Source organism: Clostridium ganghwense (assembly GCF_026735165.1).
Lineage (GTDB): Bacteria > Bacillota > Clostridia > Clostridiales > Clostridiaceae > Clostridium_H > Clostridium_H ganghwense.
On record NZ_JAPQES010000005.1, the window covers coordinates 57513 to 78938 of the forward strand.

17 protein-coding genes are annotated in these 21426 nt (G+C 27.1%); 2 read left to right on the plus strand and 15 right to left on the minus strand.

The window, feature by feature from the left end; all coding sequences use genetic code 11:
* Positions 1–147: 147 nt before the first annotated feature.
* The 5 genes from OXH55_RS13705 to OXH55_RS13725 form a co-directional block, all read right to left on the minus strand.
* Positions 148–1074: a DUF4132 domain-containing protein gene (locus OXH55_RS13705; RefSeq protein ID WP_268050565.1), complete on the minus strand. Its 927-nt coding sequence runs from the start codon at positions 1072–1074 to the stop codon at positions 148–150.
* 78 nt (positions 1075–1152) lie between these two features.
* A complete protein-coding gene (locus OXH55_RS13710; protein ID WP_268050567.1) occupies positions 1153–3741 on the minus strand; it encodes a hypothetical protein in 2589 nt (862 codons plus the stop codon).
* Positions 3742–3868: 127 nt separating this feature from the next.
* On the minus strand, positions 3869–4837 hold the full coding sequence (locus OXH55_RS13715) for a D-2-hydroxyacid dehydrogenase (protein WP_268050568.1): 969 nt from the start codon (positions 4835–4837) through the stop codon (positions 3869–3871).
* A gap of 39 nt (positions 4838–4876) precedes the next feature.
* A complete protein-coding gene (locus OXH55_RS13720; RefSeq protein ID WP_268050569.1) occupies positions 4877–5320 on the minus strand; it encodes a GNAT family N-acetyltransferase in 444 nt (147 codons plus the stop codon).
* Positions 5321–5338: 18 nt separating this feature from the next.
* Positions 5339–5800: a MarR family winged helix-turn-helix transcriptional regulator gene (locus OXH55_RS13725; protein WP_268050849.1), complete on the minus strand. Its 462-nt coding sequence runs from the start codon at positions 5798–5800 to the stop codon at positions 5339–5341.
* A 201-nt stretch (positions 5801–6001) separates the two neighbouring features.
* Between OXH55_RS13725 and OXH55_RS13730 the strand changes: the two genes are divergently transcribed.
* The gene (locus OXH55_RS13730) at positions 6002–7243 is read left to right on the plus strand and encodes a DEAD/DEAH box helicase (RefSeq protein ID WP_268050570.1); all 1242 of its coding nucleotides are present in this window, start codon (positions 6002–6004) and stop codon (positions 7241–7243) included.
* Positions 7244–7276: 33 nt separating this feature from the next.
* Here OXH55_RS13730 and OXH55_RS13735 read toward each other — a convergent pair whose 3' ends face one another.
* The 6 genes from OXH55_RS13735 to OXH55_RS13760 form a co-directional block, all read right to left on the minus strand.
* The gene (locus OXH55_RS13735) at positions 7277–8344 is read right to left on the minus strand and encodes an AI-2E family transporter (protein ID WP_268050571.1); all 1068 of its coding nucleotides are present in this window, start codon (positions 8342–8344) and stop codon (positions 7277–7279) included.
* A 205-nt stretch (positions 8345–8549) separates the two neighbouring features.
* Positions 8550–9878 carry a WG repeat-containing protein gene (locus tag OXH55_RS13740; protein ID WP_268050572.1) on the minus strand — a complete coding sequence of 443 codons (1329 nt, stop codon included), beginning with the start codon at positions 9876–9878 and terminating at the stop codon, positions 8550–8552.
* A 156-nt stretch (positions 9879–10034) separates the two neighbouring features.
* The gene (locus tag OXH55_RS13745; RefSeq protein WP_268050573.1) at positions 10035–11954 is read right to left on the minus strand and encodes a histidine kinase N-terminal 7TM domain-containing diguanylate cyclase; all 1920 of its coding nucleotides are present in this window, start codon (positions 11952–11954) and stop codon (positions 10035–10037) included.
* A gap of 328 nt (positions 11955–12282) precedes the next feature.
* On the minus strand, positions 12283–12744 hold the full coding sequence (locus OXH55_RS13750) for a GyrI-like domain-containing protein (RefSeq protein WP_268050574.1): 462 nt from the start codon (positions 12742–12744) through the stop codon (positions 12283–12285).
* 99 nt (positions 12745–12843) lie between these two features.
* The gene (locus OXH55_RS13755; protein WP_268050575.1) at positions 12844–13773 is read right to left on the minus strand and encodes a helix-turn-helix transcriptional regulator; all 930 of its coding nucleotides are present in this window, start codon (positions 13771–13773) and stop codon (positions 12844–12846) included.
* Between the two features lie 13 nt (positions 13774–13786).
* A complete protein-coding gene (locus OXH55_RS13760; protein WP_268050576.1) occupies positions 13787–15604 on the minus strand; it encodes a MutS-related protein in 1818 nt (605 codons plus the stop codon).
* 252 nt (positions 15605–15856) lie between these two features.
* On the opposite strand from OXH55_RS13760, the gene OXH55_RS13765 reads away from it, so the two are divergent.
* The gene (locus OXH55_RS13765; RefSeq protein WP_268050577.1) at positions 15857–17143 is read left to right on the plus strand and encodes a methyl-accepting chemotaxis protein; all 1287 of its coding nucleotides are present in this window, start codon (positions 15857–15859) and stop codon (positions 17141–17143) included.
* A 119-nt stretch (positions 17144–17262) separates the two neighbouring features.
* Here the strand turns inward: OXH55_RS13765 and OXH55_RS13770 are convergent, their stop codons facing one another.
* The 4 genes from OXH55_RS13770 to OXH55_RS13785 form a co-directional block, all read right to left on the minus strand.
* Positions 17263–18450 carry a class I SAM-dependent rRNA methyltransferase gene (locus OXH55_RS13770; RefSeq protein ID WP_268050579.1) on the minus strand — a complete coding sequence of 396 codons (1188 nt, stop codon included), beginning with the start codon at positions 18448–18450 and terminating at the stop codon, positions 17263–17265.
* Between the two features lie 88 nt (positions 18451–18538).
* Positions 18539–19252: a DUF3298 and DUF4163 domain-containing protein gene (locus OXH55_RS13775; protein ID WP_268050580.1), complete on the minus strand. Its 714-nt coding sequence runs from the start codon at positions 19250–19252 to the stop codon at positions 18539–18541.
* A gap of 52 nt (positions 19253–19304) precedes the next feature.
* Positions 19305–20261, minus strand: a complete 957-nt coding sequence (locus OXH55_RS13780; protein WP_268050581.1) for a WG repeat-containing protein — start codon at positions 20259–20261, stop codon at positions 19305–19307.
* Positions 20262–20339: 78 nt separating this feature from the next.
* On the minus strand, positions 20340–21212 hold the full coding sequence (locus tag OXH55_RS13785; RefSeq protein ID WP_268050582.1) for a pyridoxamine kinase: 873 nt from the start codon (positions 21210–21212) through the stop codon (positions 20340–20342).
* Positions 21213–21426 lie beyond the last annotated feature (214 nt).

Below are 21426 nucleotides of genomic sequence, written 5' to 3' on the forward strand. Positions count from 1 at the left end.
TTTCATTATAAACAAGAAGCTATCAAAATGTTCTATTTAGAACACTTTGATAGCTTTTAATTTTCTATTGCTATCATTTCATAAAATTCTTTCTAAGACATTATACCTATACTGAATTCTCAATTTAAAATTCAGTATAGATATGTTTTATACTATTTCTGCACCATAATTACTTACATTTTTCATTTCTGTTCTCCACTTATCATCAAATTCAGAACTGCTCATTGTGGCAATATACACATCATACATAATCTCACTAAATAATCTTGCAGGTAAGTCTTTTGGAAGAATTAAATTTTCTTTTTTAATTGTGTCATAAATATAACTTCCTCTTTCAACTGTTCCTGCTTTATAAAATCTAAGTACAAATACTGTTACTGTCTCATATGGGTCATAAACCCCCATACCACTGAACTCAATTTCTGCTCCTATTCCACAGTTTTCATCCTCTTTATAAAATTCCTCATACCATCCTCCATCTCTAACAGAGCCTGTATACCATCCCCTTTTAGTAAGTTTACTTAAAAGAGATGCTCCACTCAGAACTTTACCACCAAATTTATCAATATTTACACTTTTCTCATCTTCTAAAACAAATATCTTTCTATCTAATTGTTCTATAGGCTGACTTATTTCATAATCTTCAAGTTGTTCTTTCCAAGACTCGATTTCCTCTTCTTTAAGTTCTATAGGATGAACTAATCCTATTTCTGTATTGTCTGACACTTGGAATTCTTCATCATCCACAGTGTTAAATGTTCCATCCTCAATATATCTAAAGCTTTGAATTAACTTATTTCCTTCATAAACACCCCATATAAGACTAGTAGCAAATCTATGCATTACAACATTCTCTACAAAAAGCTTCTTCCATTTATCAATTCTCCACTTTCTATTTGCTGAAAGTGCCATCTCAAGTCTTGTACTTTGAACATCAACTAATGTCTTAAGCTGTTTCTTTAATGTTTTAAACTCTTCGCGTGCTTTAGTAGCCATTTCCTCATTATCATTCTTTCCTACAGTTGGTAAATTCTTAAGCTTCTTTTCAGCCTCATTATAAACTTCTAGTTTCAATTCTGGATTTATTTTTATTATAAATTTTCTATTTCCATAATCAAATATTCTTTGTCCATTATCATCAAAACCTAAAGTTTAAACTACTCTGTCAGATAGCTCTTCCTTATCTATTCCAAGTTCTTTTGCTGCAAAATCCAATGCTTCTGAAGCAGCTTTTTTAACTTGTTTAAATTTAAACTTTCTAGCTATACTATCAATAATCATCAGTGTTTCATCGCTGCCTATCATAGCAAGTGCTTTTAAAGCTTCGCAAGCTATGGCACCTCTTGATTTCTTAGGCCATTCCTTAATATGTTTTTCTAAGAATTGAACACATTTTGTATCTCCAAACATTCCAACTAAAGAAAGAATCCATTTTTTCTTAGCTTCCGCACCAACTGCACACCATCTTTCTAAACTCTCAAGTGCTATATCTGCTAAACTACATTGTGTAAAGAAACTCATCATATTTTTTACTTCTGAATTTATCTCTACTTCTTTGTTATCTGCAAAGGATATAAGCATATAATGTAAAGTATCCTCACTAACTTCTTGTCCACTTTCTTTTAATATTAAAGCTGGAAGTGTATTTGGATGAAGCCATTCTATTTTTGCTTTTTTTCTCTTATTTAAGTTCTTTTTACAATACTCATTTATATCTGACATACTTTCTTGTTCATTATTCTCTGTTTCAATATTTAAGCTTTGAATTATAATATTTTTAACTTTACTGCTTGTTTCTTTCTCAAGCTGATCCTTTAAAACAACTATACATTCCTCATCTAATATGGGCACAAGAACTTTAACGGCTCCCTCTCTAACAGCTGCTTTTTTATTACTCAAAAGAGGTATGAATATCTTTTTACATTCATCATTACTTAATGCTTCATTTATTATATTCATTACACATTCTCTAACAGTTTTTGATGAATCTGCCGTAAACTTCAATAAAATCTTCTTAAATTCTTCTCTATCTTCCTTAACAAAATTACTTTCATAAATTCTCTTAATTAAATCTGCTCTTCCCTCTGCTCTACATAAATGTATATACTTTGATACTTCATAAGGTTTGTTTTTTATCCACTTACTAGATAATTCATAGCACTCTTGACTATGATGTCCTTCAAATTCATTATATGATAATAGTGGAAGTACTTCTTTAATGCCTACCTGAAGACTATCCACAATAGACATAAATCTATTGAAGTTGCTGTCATTCTCATTTATAAATTCATCTATTAAATAGTCAAATAATTTTCCATTTTGAAGTTGTATAAAATATCTTACAACCTTATTGAAAATTTCATTTACATCACTGTACCAAACAATTCTCTTCAAGTAGTTTCTTATATGATAACCATAAATATTATCATTATTTTTAAATTTAGAAGGTTTTAAGACCTTTTCAATTTCCTTCTCACCTTCCATATAAAGTATAAAATCATCTATTTCCTTTTTTTCAAAATCACATTCTATTAATACTTCTTTAACATTGTTTATACATTTATCCTTTGCTTCTTCTATAAGTTCATCATCATTTTTTAACTTCCATAAATAATGTTCCAAATATTCTTTTGCAATTCCATCAGATAATTTTGCTGCTTCTTTAAAACCTTCTATATCATGATTTAAATATTCGTTTATAACCTTTTTTAAATATTCTCTATCACTTTCATAAATATCATCATTAAAATATTGATCAGCTACCCAAACTAAATAAAAACTGTTTGGTAGTCCCAATTTTTTGAGTTCATTTGGAAATTCTTCTAGCTGACCTTGTATCTTCTTTCTATATCTTCTATAATCATTTTCTACAGCACACGAAAAATCAAAAATATTATCTACAGTATTTTTCACATCCAAGTATGCAACAAGCTTTAATATCCTTCTTCCAAGTTCACTTATTTTCCAGCAATTATAAACTACCATATTAATCTTTTTTAAACTATCAAAATTATTTGCACTTGCATTTGGTAAATTTCTTAATATATTTACTACTTCTTCTAAACACTCCTCTTCCCCATTTAAATAATTATTTATTTTTTCTTCATTATTATAATCATAATTAAAGAATTCAAATACAAACTTTTTTAAAGCTTCATTTATGTATTCTTCTAAATTCTCTACTTCATTACAATCTTTTCTTAAAATTTCAATAGCTAAATATAACTTTACATTTCCATCTGCATAATTAAAAGCTTTAATATAATCTTCTTTATATTTTTTATACATATTTTTTAAATTTCTAAAATACTTTATAAAAAAACGTGCATGATAATAATATGGATTTTCTTTCTCTATTTCCTGAGCTTTATTAACTATATAATAGTAAAAAGGTATATTTAATTTTTTGAATTTTGTATATATTTCAGTTATATCTTCTCCTATTATGTATGACATAACATAAATATCAAATGCTTTCTCCTTAAAAATTAAAAATAATACCTTGATAAATTTATCAATAAGTTCCTCATCACTTCTTATATAGTTATAAAATATTTCATGCCAATCTGAATAGACTCCATTGAAGTCTACATCTTCATTCATCAATACTCCGCTTAATTTTTTCTCCTCTACATCTCCTATAAAATATTTTTCTAAAACATTTAGTGCTTCAAAAGACAAACCACTTTGTGATAGTCTATCAATTATCTCTTTTGTACTTTCTTGTCTTTGATTCATCATCTTCTTTCCTCCCAAGTAAATAAATATGTGTTTTATGCTTACATATTATTTCGACTAAAACTTATATTTTTTTACATATATTTTACCATATGGTAGTGGGATAAGTAAAAAACATCCAACCTTTTGGTCAGATGCTCATATTTAAAATATTTCTTTTCTCTTCATTTAAAAAAGCTTCAATATTTAATACTATCTCATTTACAAGTTTAGTTCTAGCTTCTACACTAGCCCAAGCAATGTGTGGAGTTATAAGTAATCTCTCTTTATTTTTTATATTCAATAATGGATTATCCTCATTTATTGGTTCCCTTGATATTACATCTAAGGCTGCGCCTGCAATTATGTGTTCATCTAAAGCTTTCGCTAAATCTGCTTCATTTACTATCTTTCCTCTACCCACGTTTATTAGAATAGCCGATTCTTTCATACGTTTTAGTTGATTTAAAGTTATTAAATTTTCTGTTTTTTCATTTAATGGACAGTGAATAGAAACAACATCACTAGACATTAAAAGATCATCAAGTTCTTTCCTTTTATAATTTGAACTATTATTTTTTCCCGATGTAGAATAATATATAACGCTGCATCCAAAAGATTCAGCAATTTTTGCAACTCCTCCTCCAATTTCTCCAAGTCCAATTATACCCCATGTTTTGCCACTAAGCTCCCAAAATGGCTTTGAAAAATGAGTAAATACATCGCTTTTACAATACTCTCCACTTTTTGTATATTCATCATAATAATTTAAATGTTCTAATAAATAAAGCACCATTGCAAATGTATGCTGAATAACACTGTTAGTAGAGTACCCTGCTACATTAGTAACTGCTATATTTCTTGCTGTTGCATACTCTAAATCTACGTTATTTGTGCCTGTTGCGGCAATACATATTAATTTTACATTTGAAGCATGTTTTAAATTTTCTTCATTTAAAACTACTTTATTGGTTATTATTATATCTTTATCTTTTATTCTATTAGCAACCTTTTCTTTTTCAGTTACATCATAAATCTCAACTTCTCCAAACTTTTCAAAAAGCTTTAAATCTATATCATTTCCTAAAGTTTTTCTATCTAGTATTACTATCTTCATCATTTGCCCCCTTATTTTTAATGAATTAATTGTGTAATTTAATTATTCTTTATACAACATCTCTATATGTGGAATATTGTCTTCTAAATACACATCAGAAACTTCTTCAAAACCTAAACTTTTATAAAACCTTGTTAAATATTCTTGTGCTGAAATTCTTATTATTGTTTCATCTAAATTATTCTTAATAAAATCTATTACTTTTAACAACATCTGTCTTGCTAACCCTTTCCCACGGTAATCTTTATCAACTAAAACTCTTCCTATTGATATTTCATTGTAAGAAACACCTTTTTCTAAAATTCTTAGATATGCAATTATTTTACCGTTCTTATCTAAAAATAAGTGATAAGCACTTTTATCTTTATTATCACAATCTTGATAAATGCATTTTTGCTCTACAACAAATATTTCATTTCTTCTTTTTAAAATTTCATACATCTCTTCTCCGCTTAATTCTTTAAACTTTTTAATTTTCCAATTCAAATTTTCAACATCCCTTCATTAATCTAAATAGCCTCTATCTTTACCATTTTTAACTGCTTGCCAATCTTTTTCTATATTTTCTCTCATTTTTTTTAAAAGCTTATGTACAATCTCTTTTTCTTCATTACAGAATCCCTTTAATGCAGTTTCCGTTGAATAATCTTCTTCTGTTCTTAAAAATTGATAAATTTCCATTGCTTTTTTATCTGGATAAAGTTTAAAGGATCTTTTATCTTCTTTACTCTGTTCTTTTAAAATATACCCTTTTGAAATTAATTTTTTTACAGCTTTTGCTGTAGTAGTTTTATCAACTTTTAACATATTAGAAAGTCTTTCTTGATTTATTCCTGGATTCTCACATATTCTTACTAAAAATAGATATTGCCCTTTTTCTAAACTTAACTCTCTAAATTCAATATCATTAATTGTTTGAAAACATCTAGCTATCATTCCTATTTCTCTTAAAATTAAATAATCCATATAACACCTCTGCAAAATAGTTGAAATTTCATCTATTTTCACTTTATCATATTTTAGTTGAAACTTCAACTTTATTAATGTTCTGTATATATTTCTAGTATTCAATTGACAAAAAGAGACGCTAAGTATAAAATTGTCTTTTACTATAAAAAACAAATACAAGTTATTTACAAATACAACAAAATTATAAAGGAGATAGCTATGGCAATTTCATTTGATAAGTTAGAATTAAATTCAAATTTAATAGAAGGATTAAAAAAAGAAGGTATAAATGAACCCACAGATATTCAGGTAAAAACAATACCTTTAGCATTAGAAAATAAAGATATAATAGGTCAGTCACAAACTGGAAGTGGAAAAACATTAGCCTATTTACTACCTATATTTCAAAAGATAGATAGTAATAAAAAAGAAATGCAAGCTATTATATTAGCCCCAACCCACGAACTAGTTATGCAAATAGATAGACAAATAAAACTTTTATCTCAAAATTCTGGAGCACCTATAACTTCTACTACTATAATAGGAGAAGTTAATGTAAAAAGACAAATTGAAAAGCTAAAGAAAAAACCTCATATAATTATAGGTTCAACAGGAAGAATATTTCAACTTATAAAAAAGAAAAAGATAAGTGCACATACTATTAAAACCATTGTTATAGATGAAGGTGACAGACTATTAGATAAAAACAATTTAGCTGGAGTAAAAGATGTTATAAAAACTACAATGAGAGACAGACAGTTAATGGTATTTTCAGCTACTATAAATGAAAAAGCAATAAATATAGCAAAGGATTTAATGAAAAACCCAGAAGTTATAAAAATAGAAGATAAAAAACTAGTTAATCCAAATATTACTCATATGTATCTTACTACAGAACAAAGAGATAAAATTGAAGTTTTAAGAAAGTTAATAGCTTCTATAAAACCACAAAAAGCAATTGTATTTATAAATAAAAGTGAAGAAATAGAAATAACCACATCAAAACTTCAATATCACCACATTAAAGCATACGGAATATATGGTAATGCATCAAAAGAAGAACGCAAAAAAACTTTAGAAGGATTTAGAAGTGGGAAAATTCAACTTTTAATAGCTTCAGATATAGCTGCCAGAGGACTCGATGTAAAAGGTGTAACTCATATATTTAATTTAGATTTACCTGAGGATTCAAAGGAGTATCTACATAGAGCAGGTAGAACTGGTAGATCTGGAGAATTAGGTACTGCTATTTCTATAGTTACGCAAAAAGAAACATCATTAATTAGAATGTATGAAAAAGATTTCAATATAAAAATTGAAGCAAAAGAAATATATAAAGGAAAGATCATAGATATAAGAAAAGGTAAATCAGCCCCTAAAAAGAGTATTAATAGACATTCTAATTTAAGCACCAAAAAGAGTATTAATAGACATTCTAATTTAAGCACCAAAAAACACTAGGTTTCTTTACCTAGTGTTTTTTCCTATACAACTTTATACTTCAACCATCTCAACTTTTTTATCCTTTTTAATCTTATCTTTCTTAAATCTTAATTTAATTTGTTTTTTGTTATTATTCAGGTCAACTCCAAACATATCTAACATAAATATAACTATTGGAATACCTAATAAAAGACCCCAAGCTCCCATAAAATGCTCTGAAACAATAAGTATAACAAAAGTAAAAAATACAGGAAGGTTTGTCTTATTTGACATCAACTTAGGATTTAATATGTAACTTTCAAAAGCATGAATTATAGCTACCATAATTAATACATAAATTACTTGCATTATACCACCCATTTCAAAAGCCATAAACCCTAAAGGTATAAGTGATATAATTACTCCTGCTACTGGAATTAAACTTAAAATAAATATCATAATCCCTAGTGCAATTAAACTTTTAAACCCTATAATTGAAAGCCCTATAAGAGAAAGAGAAGTATTTGCTACTGCTATAAGTATTTGAGCTTGTATAACTTTAGCAAAAGAATTCAAAAAACTCTTTCCAAAATAAGATATATAATCATAGAAACCAGATATCTTACTATCTTTAAATTTTCTCATAAAATGTTTAATTTCTTCTTTTTGAAGTACGAAGAACAAACTTAGAATTAATGATATAAATATATTAAATGCCCATTTGCCAACATGAGTTGCCCCTGTAACCAAGCTATTTACTCCCATTTGTGCATACTTTCCAATATCTACTTGTTCTAATATTTGATTGATGTATTCAAACTGTTCAAGCTTAAGCTGAGACACTTGATCTATAAGATACATACTTTGATTTATAGCAATTGGTACATACTTTACACTTGCAAATACCAATAACAAAACTATGAATAGATAAATAACAATGGTGACTAATTTAGGGTTTATTTTCACAAAGTCATTAAGCTTATCCACAATAAATGTTTTAATAGTATCTACAAAGTATGCAAGTAAAAAAGTAAGTAAAAATAAATCAAATACAGACTTTATAGAGTACAAAAGTACTAGTAAGATAAGAAAATAAATAAACTTTTTTGTAGATTGTTTTCCCAAAAGCTGCTTTAACATACTATCCTCTCCTAAACATAAGTAAAATTATTGCAAATATATTTCATTAAATAAACTAATCAAATATATTTGCAAGAATATTAAAAATAATTGTAATTTAAACCTGTACTGCACATATTATAGCACATTTTTACTTGTATTATCTTAAATATATCTTAATATAATCATAAAAAGGCAACTGTTATCAAAATCAGTTACCTTTTTCCTATTTGTCTACATTACTCCAATCTGAAAAATGTTCCATTTCCTTCTTATATACTTCTTTAAATTCTTCATCAGTCATATTATCATAATCAGGAACATAAGATTCATCGTCATAAGTGTTAGAATGATTCTTATTATATTCCATATAAGCTTTAGAATGTTTATTCGTAGATTGTTTCTTTTTTACTTTTCCTAAATTACCATATACTATATTTCCTTTTTTATCTATATACGCAGTACTATTAGCAGTACTATTACTGGTAGAAATACGTGCTAACCCCTGTGAAAAAGGCCATGCATCACGAAATCTATATGGTATTACTACTTTAGCTTCTTTATTTATATAAGCAATTGTATAATCTGAACTCGCTACAGCTGCTAACCCTTCCGAAAATGGACCTCCATATTCATAAACAGGTTCTTTTATAAAATTCCCATTTTTATCTATAATACCCCAAAGATGTCGCCCATTTAATTCTTTATTTCTTGCTTCTACAAAAGCTAATCCTTCTGAAAATATATTTGCATCAAGAAATTGAGGTTCTATTACAAACTCACCTTTTTTATTTATGTATCCCCATTTTTCCCCTTTCATTACAGGTGCTAAATCCTCTGAAAATGTGCCTGCACAATCGAATTGAGGTTTTATTACAAATTCACCCTTTTGATTAATATATCCCCATTTTTTATTTTTTCTTATAGGTGCTAAACCTTGAGAAAATTTGAATCTACTAAAAATAGCAGAATATCTCCAATTCACATCTTCTGGATTATAAAGTGGATCAAACTGAGGTTCTATTACAAACTCACCTTTTTTATTTATATAACCTATTTTTTTATTAACTACTACAGCTGCTAAACCTTCCGAAAAATCACCTGCTCTATCAAATTTAATCTGTATTGCTATATTCCCTTTCTCATCTATATATCCAGATTTAGACTGTATTGAATATATATTCACACTCTTATCATATGTGCGGTTGACCTCTTTATGTACACAAGCTAATCCTTCTGAAAAATCATTTGCATCGTAATAATTATAACCTAGATCTAATACTACTTTTCCATTTTTACTATTTATGTATTTCATATTACACGAATACAATCCTTCTCTTTCTGATACTAATAACAACTTTCCATTCTCTACGTCATTTTGTTTTTCTACTTCTTGATTTTGTACTTGCTGTATATTTTTTGTTTGTTTTACACTAGACTTTGATGATGTCATGTAGACCTTATAAAACGCAATCACTATTGCCATAAGTATACTGAATAATAAAATTATTATAGCAATTAAAATTTTATTATTTGTGCCTGTCCTTTTTTTCATTTTTTCCTCCTATTTTTATTAAAATAAAAATTTTCCTCATTTGTTCATACTAAGATGATTTTACCATATTTTCAATATGATTTATATTATTAAATAATAAAAAAGTACCTACAACTTATTGAATTGTAAATACTTTTACTTCACCCAAATTATTTCTCAGTTATATATTATTACTTTATTTCTGCCTTTTTGCTTAGCAGTATAAAGCGCTTTATCTGCTCTATCAAACAATTTATCAATATCATCTTCATCAAAATTTAATATTTGGGCTACTCCTAAACTTGCTGTAACAAATATTTGCCCTCTGTCAGTGCTTACTGAACTCTGCATTATGTTTTTTCGAATTCTTTCTGCTATTAATTGAGCTTTACAAATATCTGTTTTAGGTAAAAATACAGCAAATTCTTCTCCACCATATCGACCTAATACATCAGTATCTCTAATTGAATCTATAATATTATTTGCAATATTACATAAAACCTGGTCACCTATTGCATGCCCATAATTATCATTTACTTGCTTAAAATGATCAATATCTATCATAATTGCACACATAGAATATTTATGATGTATACTTAATTCAAACTCTTTTTGGGCAAGTATAAAAAAATGGCGGCGATTAAAAATTTGAGTTAATGGATCTTTTACCGCCAGCTCTCTTAAAGCCTTTTCTGCTCGTTTACGCTCAGTAATATCACGTATATACCCTAATGTAGCAAGACGTCCATTATAATTCATTACTGCAGCATTTACTTCTACATCTAATTTATCACCATTTTTACAGAGTAAAGTTATTTCATATCTGTTATTAACCTCTTCTCCCATTATACGACGCCTGTAAGTTTCCCGAACCAAGGTTCTAAATTCTTGAATAACAAATATATCAAAATAATGATTAATTACCTCTTCATACGTATGATTTATCATTTCTAATAATTTAGTATTCATATACTTTATATATCCATCTTGTATTATTACAATACCATCATTGGCAAATTCGCAAACATTTCTATATTTTTCTTCACTAATTTGTAAAGCTTTCTCCATTTTTTTACGCTCACTTATATCATGAAGTACAATCAGCCAACCAATATTAGTATTACGTTTATTAACTAAAGGTAAAGATTCTACTTCATATATATATTCTTGATCAATTTTTTTTAGAGAAATTTCTAAATTTGTTTGCATGGAATTATCCATATTTTTTAAAATTTCTTGTGAATTTGGAAATATCCCATGAAATAGCTGACCAATAACTTCATTAGTTGTAGTATTAATAATCGTTTGTGCTAATAAGTTAATATCCACAATTACCTTGTTAGCATCTAATACAATCAATCCATCATTTATTTTTTCAAAAAGTGTTTCTCTTGCAATTGGTACTGTATTTAAAAATTTATAGCGATAGATACTAAAAAATAAAGACAAATTTAAAATTGTAAAAGTAAAAGGAGATACATCTCTCATATATTTTGGAATTAAATCTAAGAAAGACAATATATAACCACCAGCTGTAATTGTTAATCCAATCATCATAAATGAAGCTTGCTTACGATATAAATCATGTGAACGAATAAAAAATCTAATAAGCAAAATAATAAATAAAATATACATTACATAACCAAAAGCAAAATCAATCCATGAAGCAATCCCCATATCATATATAAGAGCTGGGAATGGTCCACTTGTATCAATATATGCATTCCCTCTAAATAACTCTGTTAAATTTGATACAGCTAAAATCCATATAATTACAGGTTCAATTGCTAATAAAATGGTAACTCTTCGTTTAAGGCATATCTTCTGTTTTGTATATTGTAAGGCAAAAGCAAAACAACTTACCCCCATTGCACCGCCTAACATTTGAACGTTATCCCAAAATATTTTTTCTCTTAAGCTTTGTGAAAGTAATTCAAAAATATACCCCAAAGACCATAGTGACATTATTAAAGACATTATAAATAAAGCTATAGCTCCTGGAACAGCTCTACGCTTAAATATATATATTGCAGTACCTATGGAAAAAATTAAAGTAATCCATAATGGTATAGTATATGGTAGTACATTCCACCTCATTATTTATCCTCCTGAATATCTCTCCTTAGGTAGAAATCACATTGTTATCAATATTATTTTTCAATACTATATTAATCTCCCCTTTTTATAATTAATATATAATATCTTTATACCTAATTATATATTTTTCGACATTTTTCTCTTTTGCTTTAGTTAAAATTTTCATATGCTTTGCATTTTTATGAATTTAACTACTTTAGTGCTTTAACAACTCATCTTGTATATTTTAAATATATAAAAAACATCTAATCTTTACAATTAGATGTTTTTTATTATGCTTATATATTAACTTTCAAATCTTCTGTATTTACCATCATCCACAAATGTTTTATATAATTGATATATAAATATCTATAATCTGATCAGTCATATCTTCAGAGTTATTATGATATATTTCAAAATCACATTCATATTTCCTGTTAAGATTAAGTGCCCAAATAGCTTCCCATACATCCATTACTGCTTCCTGAATATGACCCCTAATAGAAAACTTTGCATACTTACCTGCATTGATTGTTTTAAAAATTAATGGATGTTTTAAATCACCAACTGCACTAACTTCACAACAAGTCATAAAACTATAGGGTTTTGTATAATCCCCTTCGTAATTAGTATACAATCCTATACCTTGTTGATTTACCTTATTTTCAATATTATTATAAACTTCTTCTGCTATAAACCTCTGCCATAATTCACCAATGTCTTTTACAGCTTGCATATTTTCATTTGTAGTCTTTTTAATAATACCTACAACTTGTTTTTCTTTCAATTCAACTATTTCATATTTCATGATATCACTCCTCAAAATTTCTTTAATGAAATCATATCATAGAAAAGTTGACAGCTATATGTCATATATAATAATAAATTTATAAATTATTTATATATTCTAGTTTTTTATCTTTTTAAGGATTTTTTCTACTTCACCTAGAAATTTTTCTTTCAAATATTCAGGTTCTATGATTTTGACCGAACTGCCAAATCCTAGAATAAAATTAATAAGGTTATAATCATGATAATATTTAAATTTAACTGTAACTGACTCAGTATTTATTTCTATAAATTCCGCTTCTGTAAAATAGTCATAAAGTTTTCCTAGTTCAGCTCTATGGAATTTAAGAATTACAACATCACAATTTTTATAATCAGCAATATAAGTTAAATTATTATCATTTTCATGTTTTGGAATAAAAGTTTTTTCTGTTATCTCTAGAGCTCTAATTCTTGTCAGTTTAAAAACTCTAAAATCATTCCTAAATTTACAAAACCCATTAAAATACCAAAAGCCATTATTCAATCTTATAAGCAGTGGTTCAACTTGTCTAAGTATAGTTTCTCCATAGTAATTAGTATATCTAAATCTTACTATTCGTTTTTCATCAATAGCTTCTTTTAATAGTTTAAGTTTATTTTTTGTATCTATTTCCATTTCATCTCTTATAATACTAAATTTAAGGATATCAATAGATTTTGATAATTGTTTGTAAATATCTTCATCAGATATTTTTTCAATTTTTTTAATGAGTAAATCAGTACTTCTATCTTCAAATAATGTTTTTCTTAATTTCAAACTATCTATTATAAGTTCCTTTTCTTTTTCACCAAAAAGATGACTATCTATTTTACAATTGTTGACAAGTTCTATACCTCCATCCCTGCCTGAATAAGTTATAATTGGTATTCCTGCTAATTCAATTGACTCAATATCTCTATAAATTGTTCTCTTAGAAACTTCAAAATAGTTAGCCAAGTAATTGGCACTAACTCTCTTTTCCGTAAGTAGAATAAGTAATATACCGAATAACCGTTCAAGTTTCAAATCATCACTCCTTCTACTTACTCTGAGGTATAGTATCTACTATTCCTGCAATCTTCATAAGATACATGGCATTTCTTGTAGTAGAAACTCCCCCTCTTAACTTATAATCAAAATATATCTTATTATTTCTGTAGTATTCTTCAAAATGATAGTTTATAACACTATAATTTTCTTTTTGCAAACTTCCAAGCTCCAAATCATGAGTTGAAATCATTCCTAGTACTTTTTCCTTGCTAAGTTTGTTTATTAAAATCCTTGCTCCTGTATGCCTATCTATGGAATTAGTTCCCTTAAATATTTCATCTAACAAAAAGAATATATTTCTTCCTTCTTTAGTTTTCCTTACAAGTTCCTTTATTCTAAGCAACTCTCCATAAAAAGATGAAATATTTTTTTCTAAATTATCGCTAATTCTCATACAAGTAAATATCTCCATTATGCTGCATTCAAAATTCTTTGCACACACAGGTGCTCCTGCATATGCTAATACTAAATTTATACCAGCTGTTCTGAGAAAAGTACTTTTCCCAGACATATTTGATCCTGTAATTAATACAACTTTTTTACCTTTTCCTATAGTCAAATCATTACATACTTTTTTGTTTCCCAAAAGAGGATGACCCATATTTTTCCCTTTAAATACAAATTCATCATTTTTAAAATTCGGCATAGTCCAATCTGAATTATCAAAAGCCAAGGTTGAAAAACTTGCTAATTCTTCTATAGTACCTATAGTTTCTAACCACTTTTCAAAATTTTCACCATATAGTTTTCTCCATTTTTCAAGATTTATCATACAATGATAATCCCATAAAAACACATAGTTTAATATAAAATATATTAAATTTTTTCTATCTAAAATTAAATCTGAAAGTTTATTAAGCTTTATTATCTTTTGTGAAGCAGTACTGTTTTTATATGTAAGATTCATTTTTAATTCCTTCAAATAGGTTGATTTAAAGTTCATTTTTTCAATAAGTTTTAACATATTATAATAATCATTTATTTGTTTTCTATAAATATAAACCGTATCTAATACACTATTTCTTTCATTTTTATTTATTCTAAGAATAATAAGATTTATAGTTATAAACAATAAAGGTATATAATAACTTTTAAATATACCTAAAAAATAATATATAATAGCTCCTAAAGTTACTACTGGTAACGCTATACTAATAATTTTAATAAATTTACTATCATAAAGATTGTGTTTCTGTTTTGTCCATTTTAATAAACTTTCTACATTTTTACCTGAATGAAAATTTCTAAGTCCTGTTCCTTTTAGTCTTTGCCTAAATCCTATCATTTTACTAAGTTCTTTTATAGCTTCTTGTCTTTTATAAATTTTCTGTTCTGAATAACTACTATTGGTCAAACTCTTTTTCAATTTTTCTCTTCCAATATAAGTTGTAGTATCATTTATATACTGAAAAAGAGATGCTCTACCAAATATATCCAAGTCATTAGAATACGGATGGTTTTCATCTCTATATTCTTCTCCATCATCCTCAAATTCTTTCCATCTTCCCTCTACACGTTCTATACATTGCATATTTATACTGTATATATTAGATATTAAATCTCTATTATTTATTACTTTGTCATGTATTAAAACCATGATTATAAATCCCAAAACAAATATACAAAATGCAAAAAGACTTAAATATATATTTTTTATACTATAATAAGAAATTAAAGGGAAAACTACAGCACTTATAAAAAGTATCATTCTAATTGAGCTTATGATATTTATAATTTTATTTTGTTTTTCTAAAATTTTCTTATATCTTTCTTTTCTTTTAGAATAAGTTTCTTTTATATCTATCAAGCATATCTCTCCTTTTTAATTATATTTTCGTAATTGAAAATACTCTAATACTATATCATACAAAATATACCTCAACAACAAATATTTATAAAATAAAAACTCTAGTCTTTGATATCCCTTTTCTCTCTATATCCTTATTTTATATTAAAAACTATAAAGTTAATTTTTAGTATCCCGATAATATAACTGTTTGACATCATCATGGTTTTATTGCAAATATAAAAAAATTTTGAAAGCAGAAAGGATAAAATTATGGAATTCTCTACTAACACACAAAAAAGTGAAAATAAAATTAAAAAATACATAACTACAACAATGCTTACTATTATTCCTTCTACTATGATTTTAGGAATAATAACCAGCTATGTATTATCTCTTACTGGTTATAAGTTTGCTTTAAACATATTTTTTTATGTACTATCGGGTATAATTGTTGGCTGTGCATCTATAATTAAAAATATTAAAAAGTTCATAAAACCATCTATTTTAATAAATGAATTTGCTCAAAGCTTAGAAAGAAATGACTTTACATATAAAATCGAAACTTCTGCAAACTCAGCTAAATCAGAATACTTATACAGCTTAAATAATATAATGGAAAAATTAACATTGCTGATTACTGAAATAAAACAACTGAGTAAAACTGTGTATATTGTATCTGAAGATAATATGTCTCTTTTAAATAACGCATTACAAGTTACAACTAAAGTAACTTCATCTGTATCAGATTTATCCAATACATCTATGGAACAAGCAAATTCAATAGAATATTGTAATAATTTATTATCCAATATAGCTAAAGGCCTAAATAACATTTCAATAAATATGAATGATTCTAAACAACTTACAGAAAAAGCCATAAGTACAATTAATAATATAGAAGAAAATATAGAACTTCAAAATAAAAAAATGTCTGAAACTAAACATACATCTATTAATGCTACTAATTCTATTAAAACTCTTGAGCAAAACTCAAAAGAAATAGGTGAAATAGTAGAAGTAATAAGCAGTATTGCCGAACAAACAAATTTACTAGCATTAAATGCATCTATTGAAGCATCTAGAGCAGGAGAACATGGAAAAGGATTTGCTGTAGTAGCAGAAGAAGTAAGAAAATTAGCCGAGCAATCATCTATATCAGCACAAAAAATTAACGAATTAGTTTTATATGTTCAATCAGGTATTGGTAAAACTGCAAAAGAAATAAATGAAGTTGAAAAAGTAGTAGATGAACAAAACCATTCTCTGAATAAAACAATAACTGCTTTTAAACAAATATCTGAAGTTGTAAACACACTAATATCAAATGTAAATAATGTTGCTGATGCTTCGGTAAAGTTAAATAATAATTGTACCGAAACAGTAGAAGAAATGAATAATATATCTTTAATTTCACAAACCTATGCTGCTAGTAGCCAAGAAGTATATTCCTTAATGGATGAGCAATTTACAACAATAAAAAAAGTAAAAGAATCTGGGAATAACCTTGTTGAATTGGTAGAAAATTTAGATAATACTATGGGAAAATATAAAATATAGAATAAATATTATACTCTTTTTTTCATTATAAAAAGCAAGACTTTATTTTAATTTAATAAGGTCTTGCTCTTTATCTTTCATATTTCATTGACATTATATCTGTATCGAACTTTTGTATCTTAGTAAACTCTTATAAATAAAACCTTTAAATAGTTGCCTTCTGGAAATTTATCTGTAACTGCAAAATCTTTTGGAAGCTGATGTTCCTCTACTATTTGATATTTCTTATTTGATTCTTTAAAAGCTTCATCTATAAATTTCTTAAATTTTGTCATATTAAATGTACTACAGTTTGTAGAAGCTACAATTACCCCTTCATCTTCTGTTATTTCAATAGTCGATTTAACTAAATCTTTATAATCTCTAGCTGCACTAAAGCTGTTGTCTTTAGATGTAGCAAAACTCGGTGGATCAAGAATAACCATATCAAATTTTATATTATTCTTTTTGGCATACTTAAAATAAACAAAAAGATCTTCCACTATTATATTATGTTTTTTATAATCAATATTATTTATAGTAAAATTCTCAATAGTTTTATCTAAACTTCTCTTTGCCAAATCAAGGCTTGTAGTAACTGCTCCACCTTTGGCTGCAAACATGGAAAAAGCTCCTGTATAGGAAAAAGTATTAAGCACAGTTTTACCTTTAGAATATCTGTCTCTAATAGCCTTTCTTACTTCCTTCTGATCTAAAAATATACCTACCATTGCACCTTCATTAAGGTAAATTGCAAAATTAACTCCATTTTCCTTAACTATAAGAGGTTCTGGTGCTTTTCTTCCACATACGTAGCTGTCTTCATCTAAAACCATACCATTTTCGTCAAATCTCATTTTTTCATATATACCATCAAAAGGTACTAGTGATTTTATTGCTTTAATTATTATATCTCTAAATGCATATATTCCCTTACTATACCATGTTATTAGATAATAACCATCAAAATAGTCAATAGTAAGACCTCCTATTCCATCCCCTTCCCCATTAACTACTCTAAATGCAGTGGTATCTTTGGAATAATAAAACTTTTTTCTTTTATATAATGCATTTCCAAGCTTATCATAAAATAATTTATAATCAAGAGAACTTTTTTTACTATTACTTAAAATCCAACCGTATCCTTTATTCTGCTTTCCATAATATCCTCTTCCTAAAAAAGTATTCTTTTTATCTATAAGTTTTACAATTTGTCCTTCCTTTTTTAACTCTTCTATATTCTCTATAGCTTCTTTAAAAATTAACGGATATCCATTCTTATATTTATTTACAAATTGTTTTTTTACTATAAGTGTTGTCTCGTTCATAATATACCATCCTAAACTAAATTTATTGTACTATTTCATTATACCATTTAGTAATTATATCATAAATATTGATTTTTAGTGCGTAATTTTATCCTTTAAAAGCTCTCCAAAACTCACCATTAACATCAATAATATTCATTATATCTGCGTAAGGTATTTTGAATGTAGGGAATCCTGCAACATAAGGTGCTATTTCATAAGGATAAAAATAAATATATAGAGCATCGTCTGTTACATAGAATGGCTGATTTTCTTTTATACCCTTATAGTTATAAAGCCATACATATGAATACTCTTCGTTATTTTTTATTTGATTTTCTATAATATCGCTAAGTACTTTTACATAATTACTATCCTCTTTAAATAAATCTTTAAGCTCATAAAATCTTCCACTAACTAAATCCACATGTGCATAAATCTCTGTTGGCATACCATGAGCTGCACCAAAATAATATTTATATCCCAAAAGCTCCAAAACTAACAAATTGTTTTTGAAGAATTCAACTGAAAAATCTCCTGAATAATTGTATTCAAGCTGAACATGGCTATTAATATCTTTAATTTGTGATAATTCTTTCAAATTTTTATTTACCCTTTTTTGGGCTTTTTTATTTACCATACCTTTAACTTGAGGATAGTATACTACATAATCCTTATTGGAATTGAATTTTTTTTCTTTAACACTATACTTCTCATTCAAAGGAATAATGGTATTTTGCTTGTATATAATATTTCCTGCTTTATCTAAATAAGATTGTCTATAATCTACATCTGCTTTGATAACATCTTTCTCAAATGTCAAATTTCCACTTCCCCTTACTACCGGTAAGCTTTTTACCCGTCTTCCACTTTTATCAATAAAAAAATGTATACTTATTGTCATATGCAGAAGCTAATCCATCTTTGTAATTTGAAATACCATAGTAAATATAATTCGTAAGGAACATACCATCAGTATCAGCAATTGCATATTTTGAACCTCTAAAAGGTTTCTTTTTATCAATAGGTATTCCAACAGCTACCCTATTCTCACCTAATAACTGTATATCATTATACTTAGGCTTTATTATAAAATCACCTTTTTTATCTATAACTCCATAACTATTGCCATAATCTTCTGCAATATTAACAACTGTCCTTCCTCCACTGAAAGGTTGAGTGCTTGTATATTTAGGTTGTATCACTACGTTTCCATCTTCATTTATAAAACCATATTTCCCATCAATATTTTCCTTAAATGCTAAAAGTCCCTCTCCTCTGTTGCCCACATAAGCATACTTATATGTGTTTAATACTTCTCCATTTAAGCCTATTAGTTGGTACTCACCCTCTCTAACTTTAACAATTGCCTTACCTTCTTTAGAATCGCTGACATTTTCATATTTAGCAGGTATTACTTTATTCCCTTGTCTATCCAAATATCCATACAACCATTTTCCTTGTGAGTCTGTGATACTGTATAAAGCTCTTTCCTCTTGAAATGTTCCTATAAAATTATATTGTTTTGTTGTTATTTCTTTTCCACTCTCATCTATCAGCTTAAATCCACCTTTATCAACAATAACTGCTCGTCCTTCTGAAAATTGATTAATAGTATCATACTTTGGATGTACAACATATTTTCCTGATTCATCAATAATTCCATAACGATTTTTAAACTCTACAATAGCAAGATAATTATCTTGGAAACTGTTAGCATAATCATATTTAGGTTTAATTATAAACTCTCCTATATTGTTTATATATCCCCATTTTACTCCATCAATATTTTTGACTGAAGCAGTATATAAATTCTCAGTTCCACACCACATAAAAAAATCCTTTCATATATTATTCTTAAAAATATTATATGAAAGGATTTTTTAACATGTACATGAAATAATTATAATTTATATCAATTCATAACTACTTACCATTACAGGCATATTTAAATTTTGAAGTACTTTTTCCAATAAAACCCCTTCTCTGTGTGGATAATCAAAGCCATAACTTGCTCTTATACAAGCTGTAATAAATTGTACTCCTCTATCTAATGCTATAGGCAAGCTATCTCCTTGTAACAAACTACCTACTATTACACTTGTAAAACCATCTCCAGTACCTGGGAAATGAGCCGGTATGTATTCACAACTTACTTTCCAAAATTTATTTGATTTACGGTCATATGCAATAACACTTGTATTTTTACTCATTTTAGGTTCAGGAACACTTGTTATTATTACAGTATTCGGACCCATATGTGATAATTCAACTAACCATTCTTTAATCATTTCTTCTGATATATCTAAATCGCAATTTTTATTTAGTAAATATGCGGCTTCTGTAAAATTGGGTGTTATAACATCGGCTTTACTAACTAATTTTTTCATACTTTCAATCATATCTGTACCCATAGTATCATATAGCTTACCATTATCACCCATAACAGGATCAACAACAACCAAATTTTCCTCTGTGCCAAAATCATCTATAAAACCAGATATAATATCTATTTGTTTTGTTGAGCCTAAAAAACCACTATATATACAGTCAAAATCTATATTCAATTCTTTCCAATGATTCTTATAATCTATCATAGTATCTGTCAAATCAACAAAACTATATCCTGTAAATCCCCCTGTATGACTTGAAAGTATAGCAGTAGGCATTGGACAAACCTGTATTCCCATAGTTGATAAAATTGGCATGATGACAGTTAAAGATGCTCTGCCAAAGCCCGATAAATCATGTATTGCTGCAATTCTTTTTACTGGTTTAATCACTTTAATCCCTCCATATTATCTACTCCAAAAATAATCAAATCTAAACCCAATATATTCTAATTATAACATATACTTATCTTTTTTAAATTATTAAATAATACACCAAATTTATAATATAGAATAAACTTCATTCTGGTTGGTAAAAAATTAAATATTTGAACCTTTAAATAATATATATTTCACCCTCACAATTGGAAATATAATAAATCTAAAA